General features: G+C 51.4%; 26 protein-coding genes and 1 riboswitch. Of the genes, 7 read left to right on the top strand and 19 right to left on the bottom strand.

The genetic code is table 11. From position 1 onward, the window contains the following. Positions 1 to 8: 8 nt before the first annotated feature. From M2298_RS18535 to M2298_RS18520, 4 genes are all read right to left on the bottom strand, one after another. The gene (locus M2298_RS18535) at positions 9 to 296 is read right to left on the bottom strand and encodes a hypothetical protein (protein ID WP_122966836.1); all 288 of its coding nucleotides are present in this window, start codon (positions 294 to 296) and stop codon (positions 9 to 11) included. Positions 297 to 309: 13 nt separating this feature from the next. Next, complete coding sequence (locus tag M2298_RS18530) at positions 310 to 843, bottom strand: hypothetical protein (protein WP_122966837.1); 534 nt, start codon at positions 841 to 843, stop codon at positions 310 to 312. Positions 844 to 958: 115 nt separating this feature from the next. Continuing rightward, on the bottom strand, positions 959 to 1417 hold the full coding sequence (locus M2298_RS18525) for a GreA/GreB family elongation factor (RefSeq protein WP_122966838.1): 459 nt from the start codon (positions 1415 to 1417) through the stop codon (positions 959 to 961). A 166-nt stretch (positions 1418 to 1583) separates the two neighbouring features. Further along, positions 1584 to 3359 carry a putative bifunctional diguanylate cyclase/phosphodiesterase gene (locus M2298_RS18520; protein ID WP_233454177.1) on the bottom strand — a complete coding sequence of 592 codons (1776 nt, stop codon included), beginning with the start codon at positions 3357 to 3359 and terminating at the stop codon, positions 1584 to 1586. A gap of 493 nt (positions 3360 to 3852) precedes the next feature. Between M2298_RS18520 and M2298_RS18515 the strand changes: the two genes are divergently transcribed. Together M2298_RS18515 and M2298_RS18510 are read left to right on the top strand one after the other, a co-directional pair. Continuing rightward, the gene (locus tag M2298_RS18515; RefSeq protein WP_173597364.1) at positions 3853 to 4767 is read left to right on the top strand and encodes a tetratricopeptide repeat protein; all 915 of its coding nucleotides are present in this window, start codon (positions 3853 to 3855) and stop codon (positions 4765 to 4767) included. Positions 4768 to 4963: 196 nt separating this feature from the next. After that, a complete protein-coding gene (locus M2298_RS18510; RefSeq protein WP_173597365.1) occupies positions 4964 to 5521 on the top strand; it encodes a GNAT family N-acetyltransferase in 558 nt (185 codons plus the stop codon). A gap of 114 nt (positions 5522 to 5635) precedes the next feature. Here M2298_RS18510 and M2298_RS18505 read toward each other — a convergent pair whose 3' ends face one another. Then, positions 5636 to 6034 carry a BlaI/MecI/CopY family transcriptional regulator gene (locus M2298_RS18505; RefSeq protein ID WP_173597366.1) on the bottom strand — a complete coding sequence of 133 codons (399 nt, stop codon included), beginning with the start codon at positions 6032 to 6034 and terminating at the stop codon, positions 5636 to 5638. Positions 6035 to 6302: 268 nt separating this feature from the next. Here M2298_RS18505 and M2298_RS18500 point away from each other — a divergent pair, with 268 nt between their 5' ends. Beyond that, on the top strand, positions 6303 to 6713 hold the full coding sequence (locus M2298_RS18500; protein WP_173597367.1) for a YjdF family protein: 411 nt from the start codon (positions 6303 to 6305) through the stop codon (positions 6711 to 6713). Positions 6714 to 6762: 49 nt separating this feature from the next. Here M2298_RS18500 and M2298_RS18495 read toward each other — a convergent pair whose 3' ends face one another. From M2298_RS18495 to M2298_RS18485, 3 genes are all read right to left on the bottom strand, one after another. Next, complete coding sequence (locus M2298_RS18495) at positions 6763 to 8889, bottom strand: RCC1 domain-containing protein (protein ID WP_280648852.1); 2127 nt, start codon at positions 8887 to 8889, stop codon at positions 6763 to 6765. A 160-nt stretch (positions 8890 to 9049) separates the two neighbouring features. Beyond that, positions 9050 to 10645, bottom strand: a complete 1596-nt coding sequence (locus M2298_RS18490) for a catalase (protein WP_280648851.1) — start codon at positions 10643 to 10645, stop codon at positions 9050 to 9052. Positions 10646 to 10707: 62 nt separating this feature from the next. Next, positions 10708 to 11193 carry a hypothetical protein gene (locus M2298_RS18485; protein ID WP_280648850.1) on the bottom strand — a complete coding sequence of 162 codons (486 nt, stop codon included), beginning with the start codon at positions 11191 to 11193 and terminating at the stop codon, positions 10708 to 10710. 121 nt (positions 11194 to 11314) lie between these two features. Between M2298_RS18485 and M2298_RS18480 the strand changes: the two genes are divergently transcribed. After that, positions 11315 to 11758, top strand: coding sequence for a hypothetical protein (locus M2298_RS18480; protein ID WP_122966843.1), 444 nt, complete (start codon positions 11315 to 11317; stop codon positions 11756 to 11758). A gap of 49 nt (positions 11759 to 11807) precedes the next feature. On the opposite strand, the gene M2298_RS18475 is transcribed toward M2298_RS18480, so the two are convergent. From M2298_RS18475 to M2298_RS18465, 3 genes are all read right to left on the bottom strand, one after another. Continuing rightward, positions 11808 to 12737, bottom strand: coding sequence for a phosphotransferase family protein (locus M2298_RS18475; RefSeq protein WP_280648849.1), 930 nt, complete (start codon positions 12735 to 12737; stop codon positions 11808 to 11810). A gap of 123 nt (positions 12738 to 12860) precedes the next feature. Next, a complete protein-coding gene (locus M2298_RS18470) occupies positions 12861 to 13409 on the bottom strand; it encodes an SDR family oxidoreductase (RefSeq protein ID WP_280648848.1) in 549 nt (182 codons plus the stop codon). Between the two features lie 150 nt (positions 13410 to 13559). Continuing rightward, complete coding sequence (locus M2298_RS18465) at positions 13560 to 13763, bottom strand: cold-shock protein (RefSeq protein WP_063231283.1); 204 nt, start codon at positions 13761 to 13763, stop codon at positions 13560 to 13562. A 428-nt stretch (positions 13764 to 14191) separates the two neighbouring features. Between M2298_RS18465 and M2298_RS18460 the strand changes: the two genes are divergently transcribed. Next, positions 14192 to 14539: a rhodanese-like domain-containing protein gene (locus tag M2298_RS18460; RefSeq protein WP_280648847.1), complete on the top strand. Its 348-nt coding sequence runs from the start codon at positions 14192 to 14194 to the stop codon at positions 14537 to 14539. Between the two features lie 84 nt (positions 14540 to 14623). Continuing rightward, positions 14624 to 14782, top strand: a riboswitch (cyclic di-AMP (ydaO/yuaA leader). 7 nt (positions 14783 to 14789) lie between these two features. Continuing rightward, complete coding sequence (locus tag M2298_RS18455) at positions 14790 to 15509, top strand: CAP domain-containing protein (RefSeq protein WP_280648846.1); 720 nt, start codon at positions 14790 to 14792, stop codon at positions 15507 to 15509. 67 nt (positions 15510 to 15576) lie between these two features. Here the strand turns inward: M2298_RS18455 and M2298_RS18450 are convergent, their stop codons facing one another. The 3 genes from M2298_RS18450 to def all read right to left on the bottom strand — a co-directional run bounded on the left by M2298_RS18450 (position 15577) and on the right by def (position 17455). Further along, a complete protein-coding gene (locus tag M2298_RS18450) occupies positions 15577 to 15735 on the bottom strand; it encodes a hypothetical protein (RefSeq protein WP_167470398.1) in 159 nt (52 codons plus the stop codon). A 139-nt stretch (positions 15736 to 15874) separates the two neighbouring features. Further along, positions 15875 to 16885 (bottom strand): homoserine dehydrogenase, encoded by a 1011-nt coding sequence (locus M2298_RS18445; protein WP_280648845.1) that lies wholly within the window; start codon positions 16883 to 16885, stop codon positions 15875 to 15877. Positions 16886 to 16924: 39 nt separating this feature from the next. Continuing rightward, positions 16925 to 17455 carry a peptide deformylase gene (gene def, locus M2298_RS18440; protein ID WP_173599332.1) on the bottom strand — a complete coding sequence of 177 codons (531 nt, stop codon included), beginning with the start codon at positions 17453 to 17455 and terminating at the stop codon, positions 16925 to 16927. Between the two features lie 179 nt (positions 17456 to 17634). On the opposite strand from def, the gene M2298_RS18435 reads away from it, so the two are divergent. Next, entirely contained in the window at positions 17635 to 18942 is a 1308-nt protein-coding gene (locus M2298_RS18435; protein WP_122966849.1) for an aminotransferase class I/II-fold pyridoxal phosphate-dependent enzyme, read from the top strand. 221 nt (positions 18943 to 19163) lie between these two features. On the opposite strand, the gene M2298_RS18430 is transcribed toward M2298_RS18435, so the two are convergent. The 5 genes from M2298_RS18430 to M2298_RS18410 all read right to left on the bottom strand — a co-directional run bounded on the left by M2298_RS18430 (position 19164) and on the right by M2298_RS18410 (position 24892). Next, positions 19164 to 20063, bottom strand: a complete 900-nt coding sequence (locus M2298_RS18430) for a DMT family transporter (protein WP_122966850.1) — start codon at positions 20061 to 20063, stop codon at positions 19164 to 19166. 67 nt (positions 20064 to 20130) lie between these two features. Continuing rightward, entirely contained in the window at positions 20131 to 21303 is a 1173-nt protein-coding gene (locus M2298_RS18425) for an acyltransferase (RefSeq protein WP_173599331.1), read from the bottom strand. 195 nt (positions 21304 to 21498) lie between these two features. Continuing rightward, complete coding sequence (locus M2298_RS18420) at positions 21499 to 22668, bottom strand: Ger(x)C family spore germination protein (RefSeq protein WP_280648844.1); 1170 nt, start codon at positions 22666 to 22668, stop codon at positions 21499 to 21501. Beyond that, positions 22665 to 23432, bottom strand: coding sequence for a YqjF family protein (locus M2298_RS18415; RefSeq protein WP_173599329.1), 768 nt, complete (start codon positions 23430 to 23432; stop codon positions 22665 to 22667). Before M2298_RS18415 ends, M2298_RS18420 begins: the two co-directional genes overlap by 4 nt. A 32-nt stretch (positions 23433 to 23464) precedes the next feature. After that, positions 23465 to 24892, bottom strand: a complete 1428-nt coding sequence (locus M2298_RS18410) for an FMN-binding glutamate synthase family protein (RefSeq protein ID WP_173597378.1) — start codon at positions 24890 to 24892, stop codon at positions 23465 to 23467. Positions 24893 to 24898 lie beyond the last annotated feature (6 nt).

Genomic DNA, 24898 nt, shown 5'->3' with positions numbered 1-24898 from the left:
ACAGAGGATCAAGCTTTATCCTCTGTCTCTTTTTTGGCAATCGCGCCAAACGCCACGCGGGAAGATAGCTCCTTCACATTCAACTCACCATAGGCATTGATTACATCCGGCACATACTCCTTTGTCAACTGCATCGCCTTGAAAATCTGCTCTTTTTCTTCTGTGGAAAAGTGTATCACGCTTTCCCCGCACAGCTCGCAAAAAAGCTGCCAGCCAAGCTCTGTCTGCTTCAAGCTATGCAGCAAATCATACTCTCCAGCGCAGTTGCAAGCAGGGCACGCCGCTCGAAACGCCATCGCTTTACCCTCCTTATTTCAGTTGAGAGATCATCTCGATCAGCCGGGAAACAGGATCAACGATTTCCTCGTTTTCTTGCGCGACTCTCTCGAAGGTCGGCACTGCTTCTTGCAAAAGCAGATAGCTGTAGTAATAGTAGCTGGAAAACGGCAACTCGGCATATCCCGCCGGCTCTTCTTCCCAGGCTTCCTCGTCCTCCTCTTCATCCTCCGGCCATAAATACGCCTCGTCCAAAAGCATCGTCATATCCGGAACATGGACAGCATCCGCGAGTGGATGCCCTTCCAGCGCCTCCACCACCGCTTTGTACAGCACGATTTCGTTCAAGCTTACCTCGCTTGGCTGCTTTGTTTTCAACTGCTGCAACAAAACAGACAAAACCCATGGCGTAACTTGCCATAGCGTACCCTGATGCTCAATGAGCTGGCCGATTTCGCCGTAAGCGCCCTGCTCGATCAAGGCAGGCAGCTCTGTTCCTCTCCCGTAAGGCGTGGTCAAGCGTTGCCATGGAATTTGCACGCCCTCTTTGTTTGCTTCTGTTGTCATCTGATCCCTTTCCTCCCTCATCATCGAAAATGATCTTCCCTCATTGGAAAAGAAAAGACACTAACCGAGACGTTAGCGCCTTTCCTCTTCACTTTTCAAGCTGTTTTCACGCCGTCTACTGTGCTGAAAAATCACTCATATATGTAAAGCTTATCTCCCGCACATGCACCTGCTGCTTGCCGACCGGGCTCTCCAGAACAACGGAATCCCGCGGAGCAGCCATGAGCAGCTGCCTGCCAATGGGCGACAAGAATGAGATTCTGTTGTTATCCGGATCAATATCTGTGGGATAGACCACAGTGAATGATTCCTCAAAGTCATCCTCTTCAAATAAAACTTTCACACTGCTGCCGAGCAAAGTAACAGCTTTCAGCGACGTGAACAGCTCGCTGTCGTCTTTGGCGAGCAGCTGTTCCAGCGTCTGCTTGTAGCGCTGGATCATTTCGTCTACCGTTTGTTTTTCTTTTCCATAATCGCGCACATAATGGTCAAAAAAGAGCGAATATTGCTCATCGAAAAAAACAAGCTGGTTGATCAAATGTTTTCTCGTACCTTGCAAAATACTAGGGTTCATAATAAATGTCACCCCCCAGTTGTTTTTCATAGACGAGTTTGATGAACGCTTGGTTCTCCCTCATGGAAAATACCTCCTTAGAAAAATAGCCCCCGAAGGGACTCAAGTTTATTGTATCAGGAATTGCAAGATGATTCCATTCCATGCATCCTGTGGAAAGTCGTCTTTACAAAAGCGTTTGTCTGTAAGGGACGAAGAAAGTCTCCTCGACTTCGGTTGCCGGCAATGGTCGGCTGAAGTAATAGCCTTGGATTTCCTTGCAAGCATTTTCCGTGAGAAAATCCAGTTGGCCCTTGGTTTCGATTCCTTCCGCGATGACGTCCATATTCAAATGCTTCGCCATCGAGATAATGGTGGCGACAATCGCCTGGTCGCTCGTATTTTGCGTGATGTCGGTAATGAACGAGCGATCGATCTTGAGTTTGTGAATCGGCAGCAATTTCAAATAGCTGAGGGAGCTGTATCCCGTTCCAAAGTCGTCCAGACTGATCTTGACGCCAAAGTCGTTCAGCTTGTTGAGAATTTCCGTGGACAAATCCGCGTCCATCATCATGCTCTCGGTAATTTCCAGCTCCAAATACTTCGCTTCCAGCCCGGTTTCCTGCAAAATATCGCGGATGTATTCCACCAGATTCGCTTGATGGAACTGGCGCGAGGACAAATTGACCGATACGGGAATCAGCGGGCCTCCTGCGGAATGCCACTTTTTCATTTGCTTGCATGCCTCTCTGAGCGTCCATGTCCCGATATCGTAAATCAGTCCGGTTTCTTCTGCCACTGGAATGAAGATGCCTGGCGACAGCATGCCCTTCGTCGGGTGATTCCAGCGAACCAACGCCTCTACCCCGATAATTTCATTGCTCGACGCACGTACTTGCGGCTGGTAGTACAAAATAAATTCATTTTGCTTGACGGCTTTGCGCAAATCGCTTTCCAGCTCGATCCGCAAGAGCAACTGGTTGTCCAGTTCATTCGAGAAAAACTGAAAGCCGTTTTTGCCGTTTTTCTTCACCTCGTACATGGCGGTGTCGGCATTTTTCAATAGCTGCTCCACGCCTGTTCCGTGATCGGGATAGACGGCGATCCCGATGCTGGCTGAGACGTAGTAATCATTGCTTTGCAGACGATACGGAATCTCGATCTCTTTGACGACTTGCGTGGCCAACTCGGCAAACGCCTGATCAGACTGCACATTTTTGCAAATCAGGGTGAACTCGTCTCCGCCCATCCGTGCGATGACAACGTCGAATCCTGCCGTGCTTTTGCGAATCCGGTTGCTCACCTCTTGCAAAAAGCGGTCTCCGTAGGTGTGTCCGAGAGAGTCATTGATCATTTTGAAGCGGTCGATATCCAGCACGAGAACAGCAAAACGGGAGTCGGCCTCCGCACTTTGGTCGATTGTTTCCTGGAGGGATTGGTGCAGCATTCTCCGGTTCGGCAATCCGGTCAAATCGTCATGGAGCGCCTGGTATTCAATAATGACTTTTGCCCGCTGTTCTTCCTCGCGCGTCTGTTTTTCGTACGCTTCCAGCACGAGTTGTTGTTCAAAGCTGAGCAGCTTCGTCACCGCTTGTGCGAGGGCGGGGCAGTCGGGATGCGTGTCTTTCAAGTCATCGACGATTCGCAGCAAGGCACTAAGCAGATTTTGAAAAGATCCCATATACCACTTCGGCGGCAGCCCGATTTTTTGGTGAACCATGGCAATCCGCATCCGTTTTTCGATAAACGCTTCATCAATGTAGCCGTCGAACATCTCGATCAGATGGTTGGACAGCGTTTGACGAAGGCGGTTCACTGTCGTATGGCTGGTGATGATTTCTTTGAGCGAATCGACATGAAGGATCGCTTCATAAAAAGAAGCCGTGATGTGCTCAATTTGTGCCACGACCAAAGGACGCAGCCCTGCGATCAGCTCCAGGTCCCTTTGCGTCAAATTGATCATGTTCATTTGCGCCAAAACTTCTGGATTCCCCTCTAAAGAGATGCGGGAAAAATCGTCGTGTGAGAAATGCTCCATTCCACAAAACTCCTTTGCTGCCTGAACCATATCATTTCTGGACTCATGCCGTATTGTCTTGCCTATCTTTTCGACACCATTCAACAAATTCCTCCCGATTTCTTCCCATGTTTATCCATTCGTGGAACTAGATTGTTACAAAATGACAAAAATAAAAAGAAATCAGCAAAATGGCGTGCAGACTTCTTTTTAACGGGTTCCGTATGGGAGTAGAAAATTGAAATGAACAAATAAAACAACATGCGATTTCGGAGTATGATTCGCATGCTGTTTTCGTTTCTAAATTCAAAAAAATTCAGGGTATAATTGGAGCTGTAACGAACGCAATCATAAAATAAGCAATTTGGGTAACTGGTCGGCATATAGTAATTACCTGCTTTACATTCAATTACTACTATATTAAAGGGGAAAATGTTCGTTGAGTACTAATCAAAAAGCGATCGAATGTCTAGAAAGACATGAATATGAAGAAGCCTTCAGACTTTTCCATGAAGCAGTAAGAGAATCACGTGATGCTCAGTCATTAAATAACCTTGCATGGATATATTTACATGAGGAGTGCGACAAGGAAACAGCCATGAAATTAATCAAAGAGGCTATTGCACTATCTCCCTCATCCCATTTCCCCTATAACATACTAGCGGAAATTTATATCGAAAAGGAAATGTGGAAACAAGCCTCAGATGTATTGTGCCAATCCATATTAATTCACCCCTCGAATGAAGCTTATAATAATTTGGCAGTTGCGAAATATCATCTTGGTCAGTTAGAAGAAGCTTCAGACTTTTTTCTTCAATGTTCAAGAAAATCCGATTACGCATTGTACAGCCATGTTAAATGCTTGAGTGAACTTGGGAGAAATGAAGAAGCGAAGAATAAATTAGACTCATTTTCTGAAGATGATGATGAATTTGTCGGAACTGTCGAAGTGGCCGAGTTATATCTTGAATTAAGTTGCTTTGAGGATTCTGTTCATTGGTTTGAAAAAGGTTGGAAAAACTATTGGAAAACACCAGACTGGGTTAGTCGGTATGTCTATGCATTGCTTAATACTAAAAATGCAACCCGCGCTCGTGACATCCTGAATGAAGTAATTCAACAAAAAGTTGAGGAAATAAAAGAAGCTTATGAAGATATATGTAACGAAGATTGGACCGAAAGTGATAAAGAAAAAAACATCAGGCAATTGATTGATGATAAAAAAGAATATGAGCAAATGTTTGAACAAATTTCATCTGGCTATATCCCCTCATTGAAATTTAATACTTCAATGAGCACGGGTTGTTACTTGTTCGGATGTAAACGACATAATCACCCAGAGTATCAAGAATAAATGAGCTACAATGTGGCAGCCCAATAACTGTTACTCATTTAAAAATAGTCTATATCCTCGACTGTGAATCGTTTATCTGTAATCTCTAGCGTTTGGGTGGGAGTAGCTTCGGTACGTTTTACTGGGTTTCTGTTTAAGAGGAGCTTCGTGAAAAAGGAAGAATACATGAATGATAATAGAGAAGGGAGATTACACCATGCCAGATGAGATCACCGTGCACCCCGTCGCTTGGCCACCTGCCCCGATCAAGACCGAGCGGCTCGTGCTCCGCCAGTCCGAGGCCCGGGACCGCGCGGCGCTGATCGACCTGTTCGCCTCACCAGAGGTGGGAACCTACGTCGGCGGCTCCCGACCGCGTGACGAGCTTGAGCGCGCGCTGCCTGAGGTGCCTGGGCAGCGCTTCGGCTTCTTCGTGGTCGAGCTCAACGGAACAACGATTGGCATGATCACGCTCGATCGGCGCGCCCCGGAGCGTAAGGGTCACATCCGTCCAGAGGGCGGAGAGCCCGAGCTTGGCTACATGTTCTTGCCGCAAGCGTGGGGCCGCGGGTACGCCACCGAGGCGTGCGCAGCGGCGCTCGACTGGTTCGCCCACACGCATCCCGGCGAGCCGGTGGTGCTCTCCACCCAGACAGCCAACGAGGCTGCGATGCGCGTCGCGGCGAAGCTGGGGTTCACCGAGGTGGAGCGGTTCGAGGACTACGGCGCCGAACAGTGGCTCGGCGTGTGGTACCCGGGCACGCCGTCCGCTTGAGCTTATGCCGCGCGCCCGTCTTTCCTTGATCGAATGACTCGCGTGTAGCTGCCACAAGGACAGCTCCTAGTTATTGTCTGGAAGTAACGGGCACGATTCCCAGATCCACTCCTGTCACCGCCGATCTTCCTTGTCCTTTTGCGCCCGTTTTTCCTTGAGAATGTTCTGCAACTGCTCAATTTCTTCATCCGACAGGCGAACGTCGTTTAAAAAATTGGTCATCATCGTTCCGACAGCTCCATTGAACACCCTTTTCAGAAACGACTCGCTCTCCACGCGCCTACAGTCGCTTTCTTGAACGAGCGGATAGTACAAATAGCTGCGTCCCGATTTTTCGTAGCCGATGGCCTGCTTTTTCAGCAGCCGATTCAAAAAAGTGCGCACAGTCGGTTCGGTCCATTCGATATCGGCAGGCAAGCGTTCAATGATTTGCTCAGCCGTTGCGGGATGCTCCTGCCATATCACCTTCATGACTTCCCACTCAGCTTCCGAAATTTTAGGAATTGGATTCATGCTCTCACCTGTCTTTTCTTGTACGATCATAAAAGTCGTTCACAAGTAAATATTACGTTTGTAAAAATTTGCTGTCAACCAATCTCTTCCTTTTTTTATGAAGATGATTGTCAACAGCGCCGTCATCTACGATAATAAACAGCAAGAGTGTAAAAACACAGTTCCCGGTTGGTAGTCCGGGCGCAGAACATGCGCGCGTGTCTCTGTCAGTAACCTTCCCCCCTCGGGATGTCCGACACTCTTGAATTTTTCAGAGGGGGCGGTTTGGGTGAAACTAACCGTTTATTTCGATGGACAGTTTTGGGTTGGCGTGGTCGAGCATGTGGAAAATGCGCGGCTGACAGCATGCAGATTTCTGTTTGGTTCCGAGCCAAAAGACGGCGAGGTGCTTGACTTCGTCTTGCATCGTCTGTTGCCCGGACTGGATGACACAAGACAGTCCGTACAAGTAAAAGCAGCCGTTGCGACCAAGATCAACCCGAAGCGGCTGGCTCGTCAAGTGGCAAAAGAGCTGCGGCAAAAAGGAGCTTCCACCTTTGCCCAGGAAGCGATCAAGCTGGACTGGGAAGCGCGCAAGGTTGAGAAGAAAGTATTAGGTCGCAAGCAAAAGCTCGAGCTGCAAGAACAAAAGTGGCAGCAAAAAGTCCAGAAAGCAAAAGAAAAGCACAGAGGCAAATAATTTTCCCCTGTGCGCAGACTCACGCTCCTTTGCACGGAGCGTGAGTTTTTTATTTCGTTTGGACGAGCTGCGGTTCAAGCGAGCTTCGGCCGTACGGATTGTAGCCGATCACAACGATTTTGTCATCTTCGGTCACGAGCACGTGATAGTGGGACCCCGGCCCCTCGATCGCGTAATCGTACGAAGAAGCTACCAGTCGGACAGGGCGGGGAACGCGTTTTTTGGCAAGCTCATTCCAGTCGTGCTCGTACAGCTCGCCATCCTTCGTTATTCTCAGTCTCCCACTTGCCAAGGCGATGTTTTCTTCAAGCTTTGGCAACACTGCAACCTTCCCCACTTTCCACTCGTCGCCATCGCGATCGACTTGGAATTGCAGCTCCGCAACCGCTCCCGAATCCGTCATCGCATAGACAGAAACATCTTCCGTCGTGTAGCGGACAAAATATTGCGGAGCCAATTCACGCACTCCTTTTACACCGGGCACTTTGACAAATGCTGGCTGCTTGGCTGTTTGCTCTGCATAAAGCACTTCCCCGGTTTTTGTTGTCGCGAGGAACGTATACGCGTTGGCGTACAGCTTGGTGATTTGCGAAATGACAGCCGGATCGATCTGAACGGCTTCTGCCTTGCCGATTTTGATGTTCGCAGGCTCGTAAATGCCGTGCTTTTCGACAAACTCGTGCTGCAACTCGACTGTGTACAGCCGATCGTCCGCTAGACGCACCAGCAATCGTCTTTCTCCTCCCACCACGTCTTTGGCAGGGGCAGACAAGGACAATTCCTGGCAGGTGGCAAAATCATCTGTCCACATCTGGACTTTCCCCGCTGTATCCACAGTTACCGCTGTATTCAAAATGCTGGTGATTGCCTGAATATTTTTGGGACCTTGCACCTGATAAGGCACAAGCTTGTCGTTCATGCCCCAAAGCGTGCCATCTTTGCGGACAAAAAACGGCTTGCCCATGTCCGTGCTCACTTGCCGGACGTCTTTCAGTTCCCCGATCTCCGTCCATTCCGTGAGCAGATGCGGCAATCTGCCCAGCTGTCCCGTCATATTGCTGCCCCATGAATATACGTGTCCGGATTTTTGCAGGGCGATTACGTGATCTGTGCCTGCCTGAATGTCAACAATAGCGCGCAAGCCTGCGATTTGCACAGGTACGTTTACGAGATTCGGCTGCTTTTCGCCAAGCATGCCGAGTGTGTTGTTTCCCCAGCCCCAGACCGTGCCGTCTTTTTTGCTGAACAAGTACATCCCTTCGCCACCCACTGCCATGTTGACAGCACCGTCGGCTTCGCGCGGAGCACGCGTCAGCTTGTTTTCATCCGGGTCAAACACGTGTACCTCGCCCGTTGTGGTTTGTATCAGCGCACGATCAGAGTAATCAAGCGCGATTTGCTTGACCGCCCCCGGGACATTCACCAACTGTGCAAGCTCGGCTTTCAGCTCCTGCCCCTGGCCGCTGACGTAGTACAGCTTGCCGTTTTGCTCCAACACAAACAAGGAAAAAGACGAACCGTATATATGCGTCACCTTGGCGAAAGCACCCAACTGGGCAGGCTTGCTCTCTCCTTGCATCCACGTCCACACGGTCCCATCGTCTTTGAGCAGTACGAGCACGCCTTCGTTTCCATTTAACTCACTGATCGACTGAATGTGATCCAACCCCGCCACTTTTTCCGGCTGTGCCATGTCGTTCAGCCGCCAGACCTGACCGTCTTTCGTCAGCGCATGGTCTCCGGAGATTTGTTTGACATTTTGCAATCCCGCGAGCTTTTGCGGAAAATCTGCGTCCTTTTCTCCCTGCACGCCCCAACCCCAGACGTTGCCCTGGTTGTCAAAAGCGTAGGAAATGCCAGGACGCCAGCCATACCCCGCTCCATCAAAAATGTTGTCCGTCGCAATTCTCTCCATGCCGGACAAGGCGGTCGCTTCTTGTAAAACCGCCGGAGAGCTTGCAGCCGGCTTTGCTTGCGCAGTCTTTTGCGCGATGTTGCCGCATGCCTTCATCGTTACTTCGCTGGCTTTGTCGGCTGCTGCACCACTGCCGCTGGCCTGTTTTTGCGCCGGAGTCGTTGGCGTGGCCGTTTGTTCTGCCTGCACGCTCCCAGAAGCAACGAGGACAAGAGTCAAACCGCTGCACGCCAGCACCTTGAGTTGATTCCGATTCCACACGTGCTCATGACACCACCATTATTTGGATTTATGGAGACAATACTTGGTTAGACGTTTACTGGCAAAAAAAGTAACGGTATCTTCCCGAACATTTTCCCATAAAAAAACCCCCTTTGGCTCCGTGGCGAAGCAAAGGGGGTTGAATCGTCTTGCTTGCTAATTAATACGGCTCCGCAGCATGACCGTCTTCCTCCGCCTGGCGCACGCCAGCATCCGGATTCGTCGCTCCCATCGGCCCGCCGTGTCCGTTGTCGGCATTTTGACCACCCTGCTCGATGCCTCGCTTCAAGCGTGCGCCGTACTCCTCGTCACACTGGAAAAAGTAGCCGAGCATCTTTTCCTGAATGCGCCGATCACAGGACAACAAGGCATCGGTCAAATTGGCGATCAGATCGTCCTTTTCCCAGTCTTCCAGCAGCCGATAGCGCTCGCCAGCCTGTTTGAAATCGTTCGTGCGGTCAATTTTTTGCCGGACAATCTTTCCTGACACCGTCGGCTCATGGTCGGGAGCGCCCTGCTTTGCTTCATGCAGCCCGCCGAGCGTGGACGGCTCGTAATTGATATGCGGCTGTTGGCGGTCCACGTGGTAGAGCATTTGGCCGCCTTCCTGATTGGTCGCAACGTGCTTTTTCGGAGCGTTGATCGGCAGCTGCAAGTAGTTTGCCCCTACCCGATAGCGCTGCGTGTCCGAGTAGGAAAACGTCCTGCCCTGAAGCAGCTTGTCATCCGAGAAGTCCAGACCGTCGACGAGCACGCCCGTCCCAAAAGACGCCTGTTCTACTTCCGCGAAATAGTTTTGCGGATTTTTGTTCAGCACCATTTTTCCCACAGGCAAAAATGGGAACTGATCCTCCGGCCACAGCTTCGTCGGATCGAGCGGGTCAAAATCCAGCTCGGGATGCTCGTCGTCGCTCATGATTTGCACGCACATTTCCCACTCCGGGTAGTTCCCTTGCTCAATCGCTTCATACAAGTCCTGTGTCGCGTGATTGAAGTTTTTCCCCTGTATTTCTTCTGCTTCCTTCTGCGTCAAGTTTTTGATTCCTTGCGAAAGCGGCTGCCAATGGTACTTGACCAAAACACCCTCGCCCGCCTGGTTGACCCATTTGTATGTATTGACGCCAGAGCCTTGCATTTGCCTGTAGTTCGCCGGGATGCCCCACGGTGAAAAGAGAAACGTAATCATGTGCATCGCTTCCGGCGTGTTGGAAATAAAGTCGAAAATCCGCTCCACATCCTGAATATTCGTCACCGGGTCTGGCTTGAAGGCGTGGACGAGGTCAGGGAATTTCATCGCATCGCGGATAAAAAATACTTTCAAATTGTTTCCGACCAAGTCCCAGTTGCCATCTTCCGTGTAAAACTTCACGGCAAACCCGCGCGGATCGCGCAATGTCTCTGGCGAGTGCGCACCGTGGATAACCGTGGAAAAGCGCACGAATACCGGAGTCTGCTTCCCGCGTTCCGCAAACAGCTTCGCTCTCGTGTACTTGGCGATCGGTTCACCCCCGACTGTTCCGTACGCTTCGAAGTATCCGTGCGCTCCGGCACCGCGCCCGTGCACGACACGCTCCGGGATTCTCTCCCGATCAAAATGCGTGATTTTTTCCAGAAAATCGTAGTTTTCCAGAACAGTAGGGCCGCGGTTCCCGACGGTTCGCATGTTTTGATTGTCGCTAATCGGATGACCTTGGCGGTTCGTAAGCAGCTCCTCTTCCATTGCTTTGCCTGACGTGGCCTGGTTGTCTTTTTCCATGTTCATCCTCCCTGTCCAAATTCTCGCTCGTTCATGAGAATGGTTTCCGAACCAGGGAGTCTTTATGCGGGAACAAGCAGAGAAAAGCGGGAATCAACGGGAGGCTTCGTAGGCGAGATCGCTGCGTAACACGGGCACGGTCTGGCTGTGGTTCCATTGAGCAGCAAGGGTGACATCCTCTGTAAATCCCCTCGCGGCAAGCTCTCAGCCCGAGCCGCAGTCGTACAGCATGGCGACGGCAAAACGATCTTGCTCCCTTCTGGAAGCGTCATCAGACAGGACGGAGATAAAGAAAGCGGCTCGCCGCGTTTGCCCGCGAGCAAGGCGCCTTGCTTTTGCGCAAAAAAGGCCGCTGTCTCGTCTCTCGTGCGATACGGATAGACGACTCCGCCTCGCCCGCACACGATGTCGACGCAGGTCGTAAAGGAAAGCACATCGATGATTACTAGAATATCAGAGTGGCCCGCCAGCTCCTCCACCCCGTCATATCCCCATTCGAAACGCGCCGAATAGTCTAATTGCTTGAATATGGAAGCTTCTTTCAACATTTCCACCGCTTTCTATCAGAAATGGTTACTCGTCCCATTACGTTCGCCGTTACAAAAGGAGACAAGACGTAATATTGTATATTGTCCCATCAGTTAAGATTGAAGAATGGAGTGATCTGGGATGTCTGAAATGGAGTTTGCAAGCACACACGACAGAGATGGAGGCCATCATCGCAGAACGACGGTGAGAACAACAGGTATTTTGCAAAACAACCTGAACGTTGCTCTTACCGCTCACATCGACTTGGTCAACCTCAACGACGAACCTGTAGAGGTGCGTGTGCAAGTATTGAACTGGGGCGATGCTGTCACACAAACCAATCCAGTAGGTACACTTCTCGACGTAACACAAACCCTTGCAGCCAACACTCGTATTGCCTTGAACGCAACTGTTGTTGCGACCAACCACTACGAAGTGCGCCTGATTGTCGGCCGTAACGGCAACGCCGAGAATGTCCTTCTGACAACTTACGGACGTACGTCTGTCGGCGGCGGTCAAGTAGTTGGCTTGTCTGTGCTTCCTAGCCAGCTGCTTACTGTAGAAATCGACAGCCACTGTCTGTAATTGTCGCACCCTTTTCCCAAAGAACTATGGTAGTTGCCATAGTTCTTTTTTATTTTTCGATCCGTTTATACCAGTGCGGAGTACGCCGTTCGAAAGCATCGTACTCTTCGACGATAAGATTGACCCGCGCGATCATGTCCGGCAGCTGCTCGGGCACAACTCGCTTGGTCCAGATGATGGAGGAGAAAACGGTCATTGCCGTATAGACGTTGAACAAGGTCCAAAATTCGTCCGGAATCTCCTGATGATTCCAATACCCGGCCAACTGACCGTTGCAAAACGGAACGCTCACTTCTTTGCTGAAAAAAGCCAGCTTCACAAACTCGTGAACCGGATCGCCCCAATCGTAGCGATTAAAGTCGATCACCCCGGCATAAGTGCCATCGCGGACAATCAGGTTGCCGACATGGAAGTCGTCATGCAAAAACTGGTTCGGCCGTCCTTCCAGACAGGCCAAGTGCCGCTCAATGTAAGCCAAGATTTTGTCTCCGTACGGAAGCGGTGGCGAGAACGTTTGATACGCCTCGACGTACCTGCGATGCTTTTGCACGCATCGGTCTATCCAAGGCGGGATCGCCGCTGGAGCCGCAAGCTGATGCATGGCTGCCAAATCCTGCCCCGCCAAAAATCCTGTCTGCTGCTGTTCGCTTTCCGTGTAAAAAGGCAAGCGATCTCTGGCATCATCGCCCTCGATGTAACTCACGAGCATGTAGCAAATCCCCAGCTCTTTTTGCACGCCAAAAGCAAGCGGCTTGGAGGCCCGGATCGGATACGACGCAAGCGACTGCAAGACAGCAAATTCCTGCGCTTTTTGCTCAGCCTGCTGCTCGCTTGCGACTCGGAGCACCACAGTACGCCCTTCTGGCAAATCGACACGGTACTTTTTGTCTGCGGAATGTCCTTTTTTGATTTCGTTCACGCTCACAGCCTGTTGCAGCAGCGGAACGGCCTTTTGCAGCGATTCCAACCATTCTTCCATCTTGTTCCCTCCCCGTTCTTGCTTGAAAGACAGCATTCTCGATTATACGGGAGAACAAGCGTGTATGGGTAGAGAAAAAAGACGCCGGGATGCATCTCCCAACGCCTTGTCTTTTCGTTATCGTTATCGGGCTGTCCAACCGCCGTCAATGACCAATTCTGTACCTGTTACGAAGCTGGATTCATCAGAAGCGAGATACAGGACACCATAAGCGATATCTTCCGGTTTGCCCAATCGCGGCAACGGCGTTCCCCTTTCAAACATTTGTCCAGCCCCGTGATCGAGCGTTTCCTGGATCATCGGCGTCACGATAATTCCCGGGTGAACGGAATTGACGCGGATGTTGTCTGGAGCCAGCTCGACAGCAGACGCTTTGGCAAGCGAGCGAAGCGCCCCTTTTGCCGCCGTATACGCATTCGTGTAGTTCAGGGCAACCAAGCCAGCGATGGACGAGATGTGAATGACGGAGCCGCCGCCCGCTTTCTTCATTTCTGGCACCGCGTATTTCATCCCGAGCATGCAGCCTGTCAAGTTGATGCTCATCACTTTGTTCCACTGCTCCACGTCGAACTGTTCCAGCTTTTGATCCGTACTGACGCCAGCGTTGTTGACCAGTACGTCTACTTTGCCAAAAGTGGCGACTGCTTTTTCCACGACCTGTGGTTCGAACACGACATGCCGTACACACCGAAATTCATGGCGACGAATTTGCTCGTCATGGCTACCAAAGGAGCTTATGTAAACAATCCGTTTCTGTAATTCGTTCCCGCAGACACAAAAAAGAAACTGCCCACTCAGGACAGTTTCTTTTATAAAGGAGGTTTACAGTTTTGTTACGTTCTCAGCTTGTGGGCCACGGTTGCCAGTTACGATGTTGAACTGAACGCGTTGACCTTCTTCCAAAGTTTTGAAGCCGTCACCTTGGATTGCGCTGTAGTGTACGAAAACGTCGTCTCCGCCTTCTACTTGAATAAAGCCATAACCTTTTTCTGCGTTAAACCATTTAACTGTTCCGTTCGATTGCATGTAAAAAAACCTCCAAAAGTCAATTTGAATATGCAGTCATATTTACCGAGGCAAATAAAGCTCACATATCATGAAGAAATACTCCAACATCTGATTGCAATACGCCTTCATGATATGTGAATTTATTCTACTTCGACAATATGAAAGTGTCATAGGACGGAACTGCCATGTTAAAACCAAAACTTTTTGAAAACCTAAAACGACGAAAGCCCTTCCTCTCTCCCATCCTTGCGGCTCCGATGACCGCGCCAGTGTGAATCGGGAATCCAAAAACGTTATCCATCAGCATCATTATGCACCTCGATGAATTAGGCTTAATTATTCAAGTAATACTATCATTCTATCATACAAATACGCTATAATCAACTATTTAGATGCTACACGGCCCGTTTCTCACCTGATACACTAAGGTTCTGGAGGGATGATTCATGTCAAAAGAAGTGTATACAAAGCAAGAAATCAAGCAACTTTTGGAAAAGGGTACTCCGATTTTGTTCCTTGATGTTCGCGACGAAGCCAAATTTCAGACAGGCAGTGTGGAAAGCAAATTCGCTGACACGCGAAATGTTCCATACGTGCACATGCTTGCGCAGGGCGCCAAACTATTAGATGAAGAAACAGAACGGGCCGTCAAAGAAAGACAGATCATCACTGTATGCACAACGGGAAATAAAGCCCAAAAAGCGGCAGCTTTGCTGCGCGAGCACGGATATGAGGCAAAAGCGCTGCTCGGCGGATTGACAGCGTGGAAGGACGACGAAGACGAAGCGAAATAAACGCACTAGCACCAACGTTTCCAGCAGATTGGCAGATATTACTCCTTTATTTCGGGCGGGATGGTCTGATATTCTGGGTCATGCCAAACCAATACGCCGAAACTTCCTCACGAATGGAAGTGCGGGGGATCTTTTACGCGGGTCAACAAAACCCGCTATGGGGTGAATCGCTCGAAGGAGCGTAGGGTTGTTTCCTCAACCCGAATCCGACAACTAACCTCGTAGGCCAAAAAAAGGAGACGATGTGAATATGAAACGTTTTGGAGCTACTGCCATCGCCATGACTCTGGGATTGGGCTTGGCCTTGACCGGATTTACTACTTCTGCTTCTGCTGCAACTTCCGCAAACTGCCCGTTGAAAAACGGTAACAGTACACCATATCAATTTTCCTATCAATGGATTCCATATGCGGGACAATTGCCTTTTGCATCCAATGCCCAGCAAAATCAGGTTGTTGTTCCACCAGTAAAGCAAGTACCTGTTCAGCAGCAGCCAGTGCAAAAGCCCGTACAAAAACCAGTGCAAACAGCACCGCAAGCACCTGCGCAACCAGTTGCAACTACACCTGCGGCTCCAACCGGACAAGCTGACCAGGCTAAAATAGGAGATTTTGCCAAGCAAGTCGCTGATCTCGTCAATCAGGAACGCGCCAAAGCAGGACTGGCTCCCGTGACGATGGACGCTTCTTTGTCCAAAGTGGCACTTGCAAAAGCAGCGGACATGTCGAACAACAACTACTTCGACCATACAAGCCCTACGTACGGTTCGCCATTTGACATGATGAAGCAGTTTGGCATCTCTTATATGGCTGCGGGCGAGAACATCGCCATGGGTCAACGCAGCCCTGAAGAAGTCATGACGCAATGGATGAACAGTGATGGCCACCGCAAAAACATTATGAACCCGGCCTTTACCAAAATCGGTGTCGGATACACGAACGGCTACTGGGTTCAAGAATTTATCGGATAAAACAATCGTTTCACACGAAAGCCGGGTTTCTCTTCGCACAAAGAGACCCGGCTTTTCTCGTGTGGAGCTAGCCTTGCTCCGTATTTGCCGCGTTTTTCGCTTCGGGGGTGCAGCCGCAACCTTTCTGCTCGTCAAACAGAGCGACATCCTTTTGGTTCATCTTCTGTTTGGTCGGATAGGCAGAAACTTGTTGCAGTTCGGCATTGACATCAGATGATTGCTTCATCGTATGGCCCCCTCGCCGCTATTTGGATAGTTTGTGGTACATCGGTAGTATGCGCGTGAAAGCAGCAAATACATGCCTGCCGATCGCTGGAAAACAGACGAAGCTTGCTCAGGGCTGTTGCCGTTTAGGAGCTGCGCTTTTACTTGCTGAGAATATGCTCCAGGTCTTTCAGCGCTGCGGCTGCCGCTGCTACAGGGTCTGACTTCCCGCCGACCACCATCAGCTCTCCCATCACATCGGTTTCGACCCGAATCGCCTTCGTAGTGCCTTTTACACGGGCAAAAGGGTGACTCGCTTCAACCGCTTTCAATTCTACAGCCGCTTGAATCCCGTCCGCAGTCGGTTTGATCGTCCCGATCAGCTTGGGCACACGCCCGCTTTGTTTCCACTCCGCTATTTGTTCCACTGTCACCTCGCGTACGCTGGCCCGCGGGATGTCGGACAGCTTGATTGGAGCAGCGAACGCAGCATTGGCCAAAATCGTCAGCTTGGATGCGGTGTCAAAGCCTTCGATGTCATATGTCGGGTCAGGCTCTGCGATTCCCATCGCTTGCGCCCGCCGGATCGCCTCTTCGCTGCTGATCCCTTCTTCCATCATGCTCGTCAGCACAAAATTGGTCGTTCCGGTAAAAATGCCTTCTACGTGCCTGATTTCACAGCCAGCCAAATTGTAGGTGAACAGGTCGATGGTCGGCAAAGCCGCCGCAGTCGCCCCGCTGATTTTCAACTGGACGCCTTGCTCTTTTGCCAAAGCGGACAAGCCGCTGTAATCGACGACGAGCGCACCTTTTGACACGGCAATGGCGTGCATTCCTTTTGCGAGCGCCTGGCGGATAAAGCCAAGGCTCGCTCCTCCCGTTTGGACATCGGACGGCCCGGCTTCGATCAAGATGTCCGCTTCTGTTTTCGCCAACCATGCTTCGGCGTTCCATGCCGAAGCAGCCGCTTTCTTTTCTTGCGCAAATGCGTTCAAGCCCTCTTCCGCAAGTCCATGCGGATCGTATAAGCCGCCAATTGAGCGGGCGACGCCGACAAGCCTGACGTCAGCCTGGTACAACTGGCGGTAACGGTCCTTACGTTCTTGCAGCAGTCGCGCGATTTGCTTGCCTACGGTTCCGAACCCTGTTAATACGATGTTCCAACGCTTCATTTGTCATTCTCCTTGTTGTCGCAAAACATCAAGCGCTTGTCATGCTTGTCGGTAGACGTCTCTTCTGTATGCCAGGATCGCGTTGGCGTCTTTTGGCCTGAGCTGTTTGCCCGTTTTCGCAGAGTACAGTGCTTCTACATGATCGATGAACAAAATTCCTTCCAGATGATCCAGCTCATGCTGAAGACAACGCGCGAAAAAATCTTCTGCCTCAAAGACGTGCTTCTCGCCGCTGCGCGTCTCTGTCCGCACTTTTACAGAGCGTGCCCGACTCACGATCCCGATCACCCCCGGAATCGACAGGCAAGCTTCTGGACCTATCTGAACGCCGCTCACGTCCACAATCTCCGGGTTGATCAGCTCGACAAGGCCGCTGCCGCAATCCAGCACCACCAGCCGCTGCAAAACGCCGATTTGCACAGCCGACAATCCGGCCCGTCCTTTTTTGGCGTACAGCGTATGCTTCATGTCTTGCAAAATCGTTTCTGTCTGGGGAGTCATGGATGTCACTTTTCTCGACCTGTCGCGCAAAATCGGATTCCCTAATAGAACGATACTCCGTTCTGCCATCGGTACAATCCCTCCTGCCCCTCTATGTGTTTACAACGTAGCAAACGTTTTCACCCATTGTCAAAAGAATCCGTTCAAAAATCTGAAAAATCCCTGCCTGCTAGATGACAAATGCATGTAGATGCGCTATCTTTATTGTTGATGATAAACAGATGTTCCAAAGGAAGAGGGAGGCTACCATGCATTCACTGGCATCACAGCTGAATGAGACGATTCAGCGGGAAAATCCACACGTTTTTGAGATGATGTCCAACATCGGCAAGCTGATTTACTTTCCAAAAGAAGGAATTCTGAGCCAATCGGCTGAAGCGAAAGCAAAAGCGAAAAAATACAATGCAACAATCGGGATCGCCCTGGAAAATGGCCAACCGATGCACCTGAAAGTGATTCAAGACAATCTGTCGGCCTATGCGCCAAAAGATTTGTACGAGTACGCTCCTCCTGCCGGAAAGCCTGAGCTGCGTGCAGCATGGCGGCAAAAAATGATGGAGGAACAGCCTTCGCTGGCGAACCTGACGTTCAGCAATCCGATTGTCACCAACGCTTTGACCCACGGCCTGAGCGTGGTTGCAGACCTGTTTGCGGACAACGGCGACAGCGTCATCATCCCGGACAAAAACTGGGAAAACTACGAGCTGACTTTCTCCATCCGTCGCGGTGCTGAAATGGTCTACTATCCATTGTATAACGATGAGATGAAGTTTAATGCCTCCGGATTGCGTGAAGCGATTTTGGCGCAAAAAGATAAAGGAAAAGCGATTGTCGTCCTGAACTTCCCGAACAACCCGACAGGGTACACGCCAGGGGCAGAAGAAGGCCGTCAAATCGTGGCAGCGCTCAAGGAAGGAGCAGAAGCGGGCATCAACATCGTAGCCGTAACAGACGATGCGTACTTTGGCCTGTTCTTCGAAGACTCCATGCACGAGTCGCTGTTCCCAAGCCTGGCAAACGTACATCCGCGCATCCTCCCTATTAAAGTAGATGGCGCGACCAAAGAAGAATACGTTTGGGGCTTCCGCGTCGGCTTTATCACATATGCAGCTCCTTCCAGCGACCTGCTCGCCGCGCTGGAGCAAAAAACATTGGGCATTATCCGCGCAACCATTTCCAGCGGATCTCACCCATCGCAAACATTCGTCCTGCAAGCTCTCACCTCTCCTGAGTTCAAGGCACAAAAACAGGAGAAGCTGGAAATCATGAGAGGCCGCGCCAACCGCGTGAAGCAACTGCTCGACAGCGGCAAATTCGACGACGCCTGGGGCTACTATCCGTTCAACTCCGGTTACTTCATGTGCCTCAAGCTGAAAACCGTCGAAGCGGAAGCATTGCGCCAGCACTTGCTGGAACAGTACGGCGTAGGTACGATCGCTCTCGGCCAAACCGATCTGCGCATCGCTTTCTCTTGCATCGAAGAGGACAACATCGACGATCTGTTCCAATTGATCTACAGCGGCGTCAAAGACTTGGAAAAAGCAGTGGCAAAATAAGCACAAAAAGCGTTTTGGCCCCCTAGCCAAAGCGCTTTTTTCTTGTCCGCCGCGATGTTTCTGCTGTTTTTCCACGAGCGTCACCAGCCCGATGAACGGAAAGCCTGACGCGTAAATCCAGTCTAGGATCGAAAAGCTCGCGCCGCCAATCACGGCTCCACGACTCCGCCCAGCTAGGTCAACCCCTGCCGCGGCTTATTCATATTTTTCAACAAACTGAATTATCCCTCTATTCTCGTCTCGGTACGCCGAATCCGCTGCGTTCCTACAAAAATCGAGGCAAGCACCAGAACCATCCCGACCCCATGCATCCACGTAAACGCTTCGTTCAAAAACAGCACGGCAACGAGCGCTGCGCTAATCGGCATCATTCCGGTAAACAAGCCCGCCTTGGATGCCTCCACCTTCGCCACTCCGTTGTACCAGAGGAAGAACGAGAGCACACTCGCCGTAACCGCGTAATAAAGCAACAGCCACCATATATGGGCCGGTACGGCTCCCCAATCGAAGCGAACCGCCTCCCAGATCGCAAACGGCAAAAACATGACAAAGCTGATGGCGTTGATCGCAGCGGTCATCTGAAACGGGGTAATTTTGCCTGACAAGCGCTTGGCAAAAATCGTGAACAGCGCTTCGCTGACGACAGCCAAAAACACAAGCAGGTTGCCCAGCATACTCGCCAGCGACTGCTCCTGTGCTCCTCCCGTAAACGTAATCAGGCTGATTCCGCCCACGGAAAGGGCAATCGCCAGCATGTTGTTCAGTTGAAGCTTTTCCTTGAGAATCCAGAAGGAAAACAGAGCGATGCAGGCTGGAACCGTGCTCGTAATAATCCCTGCGGCTGTAGCGGTCGTCCACTGCACGCCGTACAGCATGCAAACACTGAACAGAAAGACGCCGAAAAACGACTGCCAGAACAGGACGCTCCCCTCTTCCTTGCTCCAGGACGACTTCCACTCGCCACGCCAAAAGAGCAACGGCAGCAAAATCGCGATCGCGATCAGGAACCGCAGCTCGGAAAACAGGAAAACGGGCACGTGCGAAACCATTTCTTTACCGATGGAAATGTTCATTCCTACCAATGCCATTGATAGGGCCAACTGAATGTAGGCGAACAGCATGGGGTAATTCTTTCCTCCTCTCGTGCTCCTACTACTGTTCCATCCACACGTGCCGAAATCCTCTCCATTATCCTGCGTGTGGCAGTTGTTTTTTCGCAGGTTCACTCACCCGTTTTTTCTCGGCAGCTCCTACGAGCAGAGCGCCAAACGGCAGTCTTCCCAGCCCGTACGACAGGAAAAACGAAACAGCGGCGCACAGGACAAAAACGACCAGACTGCCGATCACTCCCGTGTGAAACAAACCGATGCCGCGCACGGCTTTCATAAGGTAAGTCAAGACCAGCGCGTGCATCAAATAAGCGCCGTACGAATACTTGCCGACAAGACTGAGCCAATGCGTCACAGCCAATTGCTTTTTCCCGATCAAGAGCGCCAAGCCGTAAACGCCAAGAAGCGACGCCACCGTGTACAAAAACATGGACGGCTTGAGCGATGTCGCCACATTCAGGCTAATGCTTCCGCTGGCAAACACCTGAAGCAGCTCGTAGCCAATCCAGCCGTACAACAGGCAAAACGCTGCCGCAATCCACATCCAGCGCTTGCCGATCCATGCGCGGAAAGCAGGCAAAGCCACAGCTGCCACGCCGCCCAACAAAAAGTAAAAGAAGTAGTAGAAAGCGTTGCGGTCGCGATACTTGATCATATACAGCTCAAGCGGCCCGCCGCCAAAGTCGGCCATATGCGCCGGAATGTAGCGAGCCGAAAACCACATCAGACCGCCGTATACGAAAGCAAGCAAGGCACCGACCACGACAAACCGGGTGCGATTCACGACGAGACGATGCAAAAAGCGAAACAGCTTTTGCCACAGCGGATAAAGCAAATAAAACTGGAAGATCATGACGACAAACCATAAATGGTAGGAGGAGGTTCCCGTCACGAGGTTTTTGATCACCGTCCGGAAAAAGCTGCTCTCCCATCCTTGCGGCCATGTTTGCAGAGACATATAAACCGCCGACCAGATCCCGTATGGCACCAAAATTTCCGTTACCCGCTTGCGCATAAAGCCGATGTAGTTCACCTTTTCACAATAGTTGTAAAATAATACCAACCCTGTGATGAAAATAAAGGCCGGAACGGCGAATTTTAGCAAGTGAAACAACATTCCGTATACGATAGCCGTCTGTTCGCTCAAGCCCTGCTCCCTGATAAAAATGCCGATGACGTGTTGATAGACGACAGCGAGAAAGGCAAAGCCGCGAATGAGATCCAGTTCGGCTATGCGTTCTTTGCGACTCATGAAACTACCAGATCCTTCCTGTATGATTAACAAGTGTCATCCTATCATCATAACCATCCCGCCTGCGCCAAGCAAGTCCGCATACGGGGTACTCGTCTGGTTAAAAAAGCCTATGTTTATCCCGCTTTTGGCCTTCGCGCACACAAAAAAACCGGCGTCGTGGCGTGACATCGGTCTTTTAGCACATGTCCTATCTTAGTTTGTTTGTACTTCTGCCTCAGGCAAGCCGCCAGGGACGGAAATCAGACCGGGCCGCCGGATGAAAGCCTTGATCTTTGTTTCCACTTCCAGCTCGGAAAATACTTGGTCCCAGTTTTCGCGCACGGCTGCAAACTCCTTCGGGTATTTCCGGTGAAACTCCCGGCCGAAATTGACAATGTCTGCCTTGAACTCTTTTTGTACCTGGGAGAGGGCCAGCCTGATTCTCGTCTGGATGTCTTCGCGCATCCCTTCCTCTGCCCGGGCAATTTGCTCCGGAGTGTTCAAGGTCAGCTTTGTGCCATTTTGCACAATGTCTCCCTCTGTTTCAATATCGACGAGCATCTTCCATTTCCCGTTTTCAAGCAGCGGTGTCAATTTGGTCTTTTCCCGAATCGGGTTTAGTGACACGAAGCCTCGCTCGTCTTTGATCTTGATCGTGACTGTCGTGCTCGATACCTCGTCTCTGAGCCATAGCACCCCTCGCGTCGTCCGGTCGGACAAAGCGCCGATCATTTTGCCGTTTTTGAACACGGCTGTGCCAAACAAATACGGATTGGTCGCTTGCGGACGCTCTTTTTTCGGCGGCTTCATCATGTCAATCATCGGCAAGGCGGCCGCATTCGTCGGACTTGCAAACATTTTCTGCAAATCGAGCAGCGTGACTTCAAGCCCGACCTCCAGTTCGGACAGCTTGCGCACGACTTCCGCCGAATAGCGTTCGAGCGGCGGCATAATCTTCAGCAGCTCGCTTGCTTTTCCTTTGCTTACATACATAAAAGCCCGGTTGCGCGGTTCCGGGTGGCGGGCGTAATAGTCGATATACTCTTCCAAGCCGTGCCTGGCCAGCTCTTGTCCGTAAATGTACACCTTGCAGTGGCCCCAGAACACCTTTCGCGGAATTTTTAGCTGCACTTTGGACATCGCGTCGGCAATATTGACGCCTTCCGCAGAACGGATCAGCGTCATCGCTTCGTTTGCTCCTCCATCCCCGCCGCTGAGTGAGCGCGGAACGAATACTTGCACAGACAGCTCCACAGCGCGATCCGATACGAAGTCCATTGCGACTGCTGTCACGAGCGCCACATCATTGATTTCGACGCGGTCCCAGCAGCCGCCAAGACAGGCACAGCATAGCCAAAGAACGAGGGCAAGCCGCTTCTTCATCGGCTGTTTTCTCCTTGCGTAGAAGAGATCAGCTTCTGCAGCGGCCAAACAAAGCTCTGAACCCCGCGGGCATACAGCATCAAATCGGGCTGCTCCTTCACGTCCAGCGAGAACGGCATCGGCATCGAATTTTCGCGAAAGCGCGCTGCGGCTGTCTGTAACAGCCACGGCTCATGATACACGTCGGCGTAATGCAGTTGGTTCGTGCGCTTGCACTGACAATAGAGCGTGTAGCGTTCCGTCAGCCAGTGCTCCAGCGTTCCCGACCGTGCTAGTATTGGCTCCGAGACAGGCCAGTAGCTGCCGTGGAACACCGGCGAAGCGCCGCGAGCGGATAGGCGCCGGGACTGAAAATCGATCTGATTTTGCTCGGCGCGAAAGTCCATGCGCGCAGGATAATAAGGCAGCCGATACCAGTATTTGGCGATTTTCGTCACAAGCAGATGGGATGTGTCCAGAGACAAAAAGTAGACGCCCGCTTTCTCGCCTGCTTTCACATACGTTCGCACATTGATTTCGGGGAAGGAAGTGACGTACGGAACAGGGAACAGGCGACGGAGCCGCACTCCGGTCAGCAGAAAAGGAATGACGCTAATCCAGGCATGCCCACCGTATGTATCCAGTTCGAGGCCCGCCGGAATCAGGCTGCGCACCTGGTCGGGCGAGACAGCCCAGTGAGCGAACAGCAAATGCTCCCACGTCTGCGTCATCATCCAGCCTTTATGCTGTCGTTGTTCCTTGATCGGAATGATTCCCTGACTCATGCGAACCCCTCCCCAATTCCGTTTGCTCTTGCCTATATGCCGCTTTCCGCCGTTTCCGCAGACGTCTGGAAGGCAAGCGGTACTTTCGTCACTTTGCTCGTCAGCTCATCCAGGGCTACGAGATCGTCTGGCGTCACTTCTTTTAAAGAGGTTTTCCCCATGGCAAGCAGCGCGATTTCCATTTCATCCACAAAAGCAAGCAAAAAATTCGTCAAATACTTGGCAGCCTGCTCCGGGTCGAATTTGTCCTTGAGCTTCCCCGGATAGTTCGTCAGCTCAGTCGGCGGCTCCCAGGGAATCGCCTTTGTCACCTGATCATGCGTCATCGCCCAGAGCATCGCCGTTCCCATGAAAATGCCGTCTGCCCCCAGCGCGATTGCCTTCAGACACTCGCCCGGAGTCGTATAGCCGCCGCCCGAGAGCAGTGTAATCTGGTCTTTGACCCCGCGCTCTTTCAAATAGTGAATCGCCCGGCTAAGCGCGTAAATCGTCGGCAAACCGAAGTCGTCCTCCAAAATCGGCGGGCCGCCCTTTGTCCCTGCCTGCCCACCATCAATACTGATAAAATCAACCCCAGCCTGGATGGAAATTTCCAAGTCCTGCTCGAGGACAGCGCTTGCGCATATTTTCACGCCAATCGGAATCCCGTCTGTCATCGTGCGCAGCTTTTCGACCAGCTTGCGCAAGTCTTCCGGGCTGTTGACTTCAGGCTGCCGGGACGGGATGACGACCATTTCTTCTCCCTCGACGCCCATCAATTGGCTGGCTTTGCCCGTGATGTACTCGCAAGGAATGAAGCTGGCTGCGGCTGCGGTCGCTCCTTGTCCGAAATGAATCTCAATCGCATCCGCCTGCCGCAATATTTCCGGTTCCTTGGACCATTTTCCCGAGTTGTACTGAATGATGAGGTGCTTGGCGTATTTGCGCTCCTCCGGCAAAAGCGGCCCTTCTCCCGTATTGCTCAACGATCCCGCTGCCGCCGCTCCTTTTGCCATGGCAATCTTTACACTTTCGCTGATCCCGATGCCAAATCCCATTGCTCCGGGCATCAAGGGGATATCCAATGTTAGCGGTCTTTTTGCCTTTGGGCCAATCGTCAGCTTCATGTCGACCTCGGCATCTTCATCAGCAGGCAGCACCGCCAGCTGGGCCGGGGAAAAAATCAAGCCATCAAAGTTGAGAAACTTGCGCGGACTGCCAAACGGCCGCTCAATCGCTTGTCCTGTCGTTGCCCGCAGGCTGTTTTCCAGGACGTAGCGCGGGCTGACTTTGGTCAAGGCCGATACCATTTCAAAAATATTTTCCGGGTAGCGATCCGACATCAACCTTTTCATAAAGCGGCCGAGCAACCACTGTACCAGCGGGCGAAACGTGACAATTCCAAGAAGCGTAAACAAGATGCCTGCGACCAGCGTGCCAACAAAGGAGCCTATGAGAAAATCCAGCCACCTCCCACCCACTTCATC

Source organism: Brevibacillus sp. 1238, from assembly GCF_029892995.1.
In the GTDB taxonomy this organism is placed as follows: Bacteria; Bacillota; Bacilli; order Brevibacillales; family Brevibacillaceae; genus Brevibacillus; species Brevibacillus parabrevis.
This window is presented reverse-complemented; position numbering and strand designations above follow the sequence as displayed.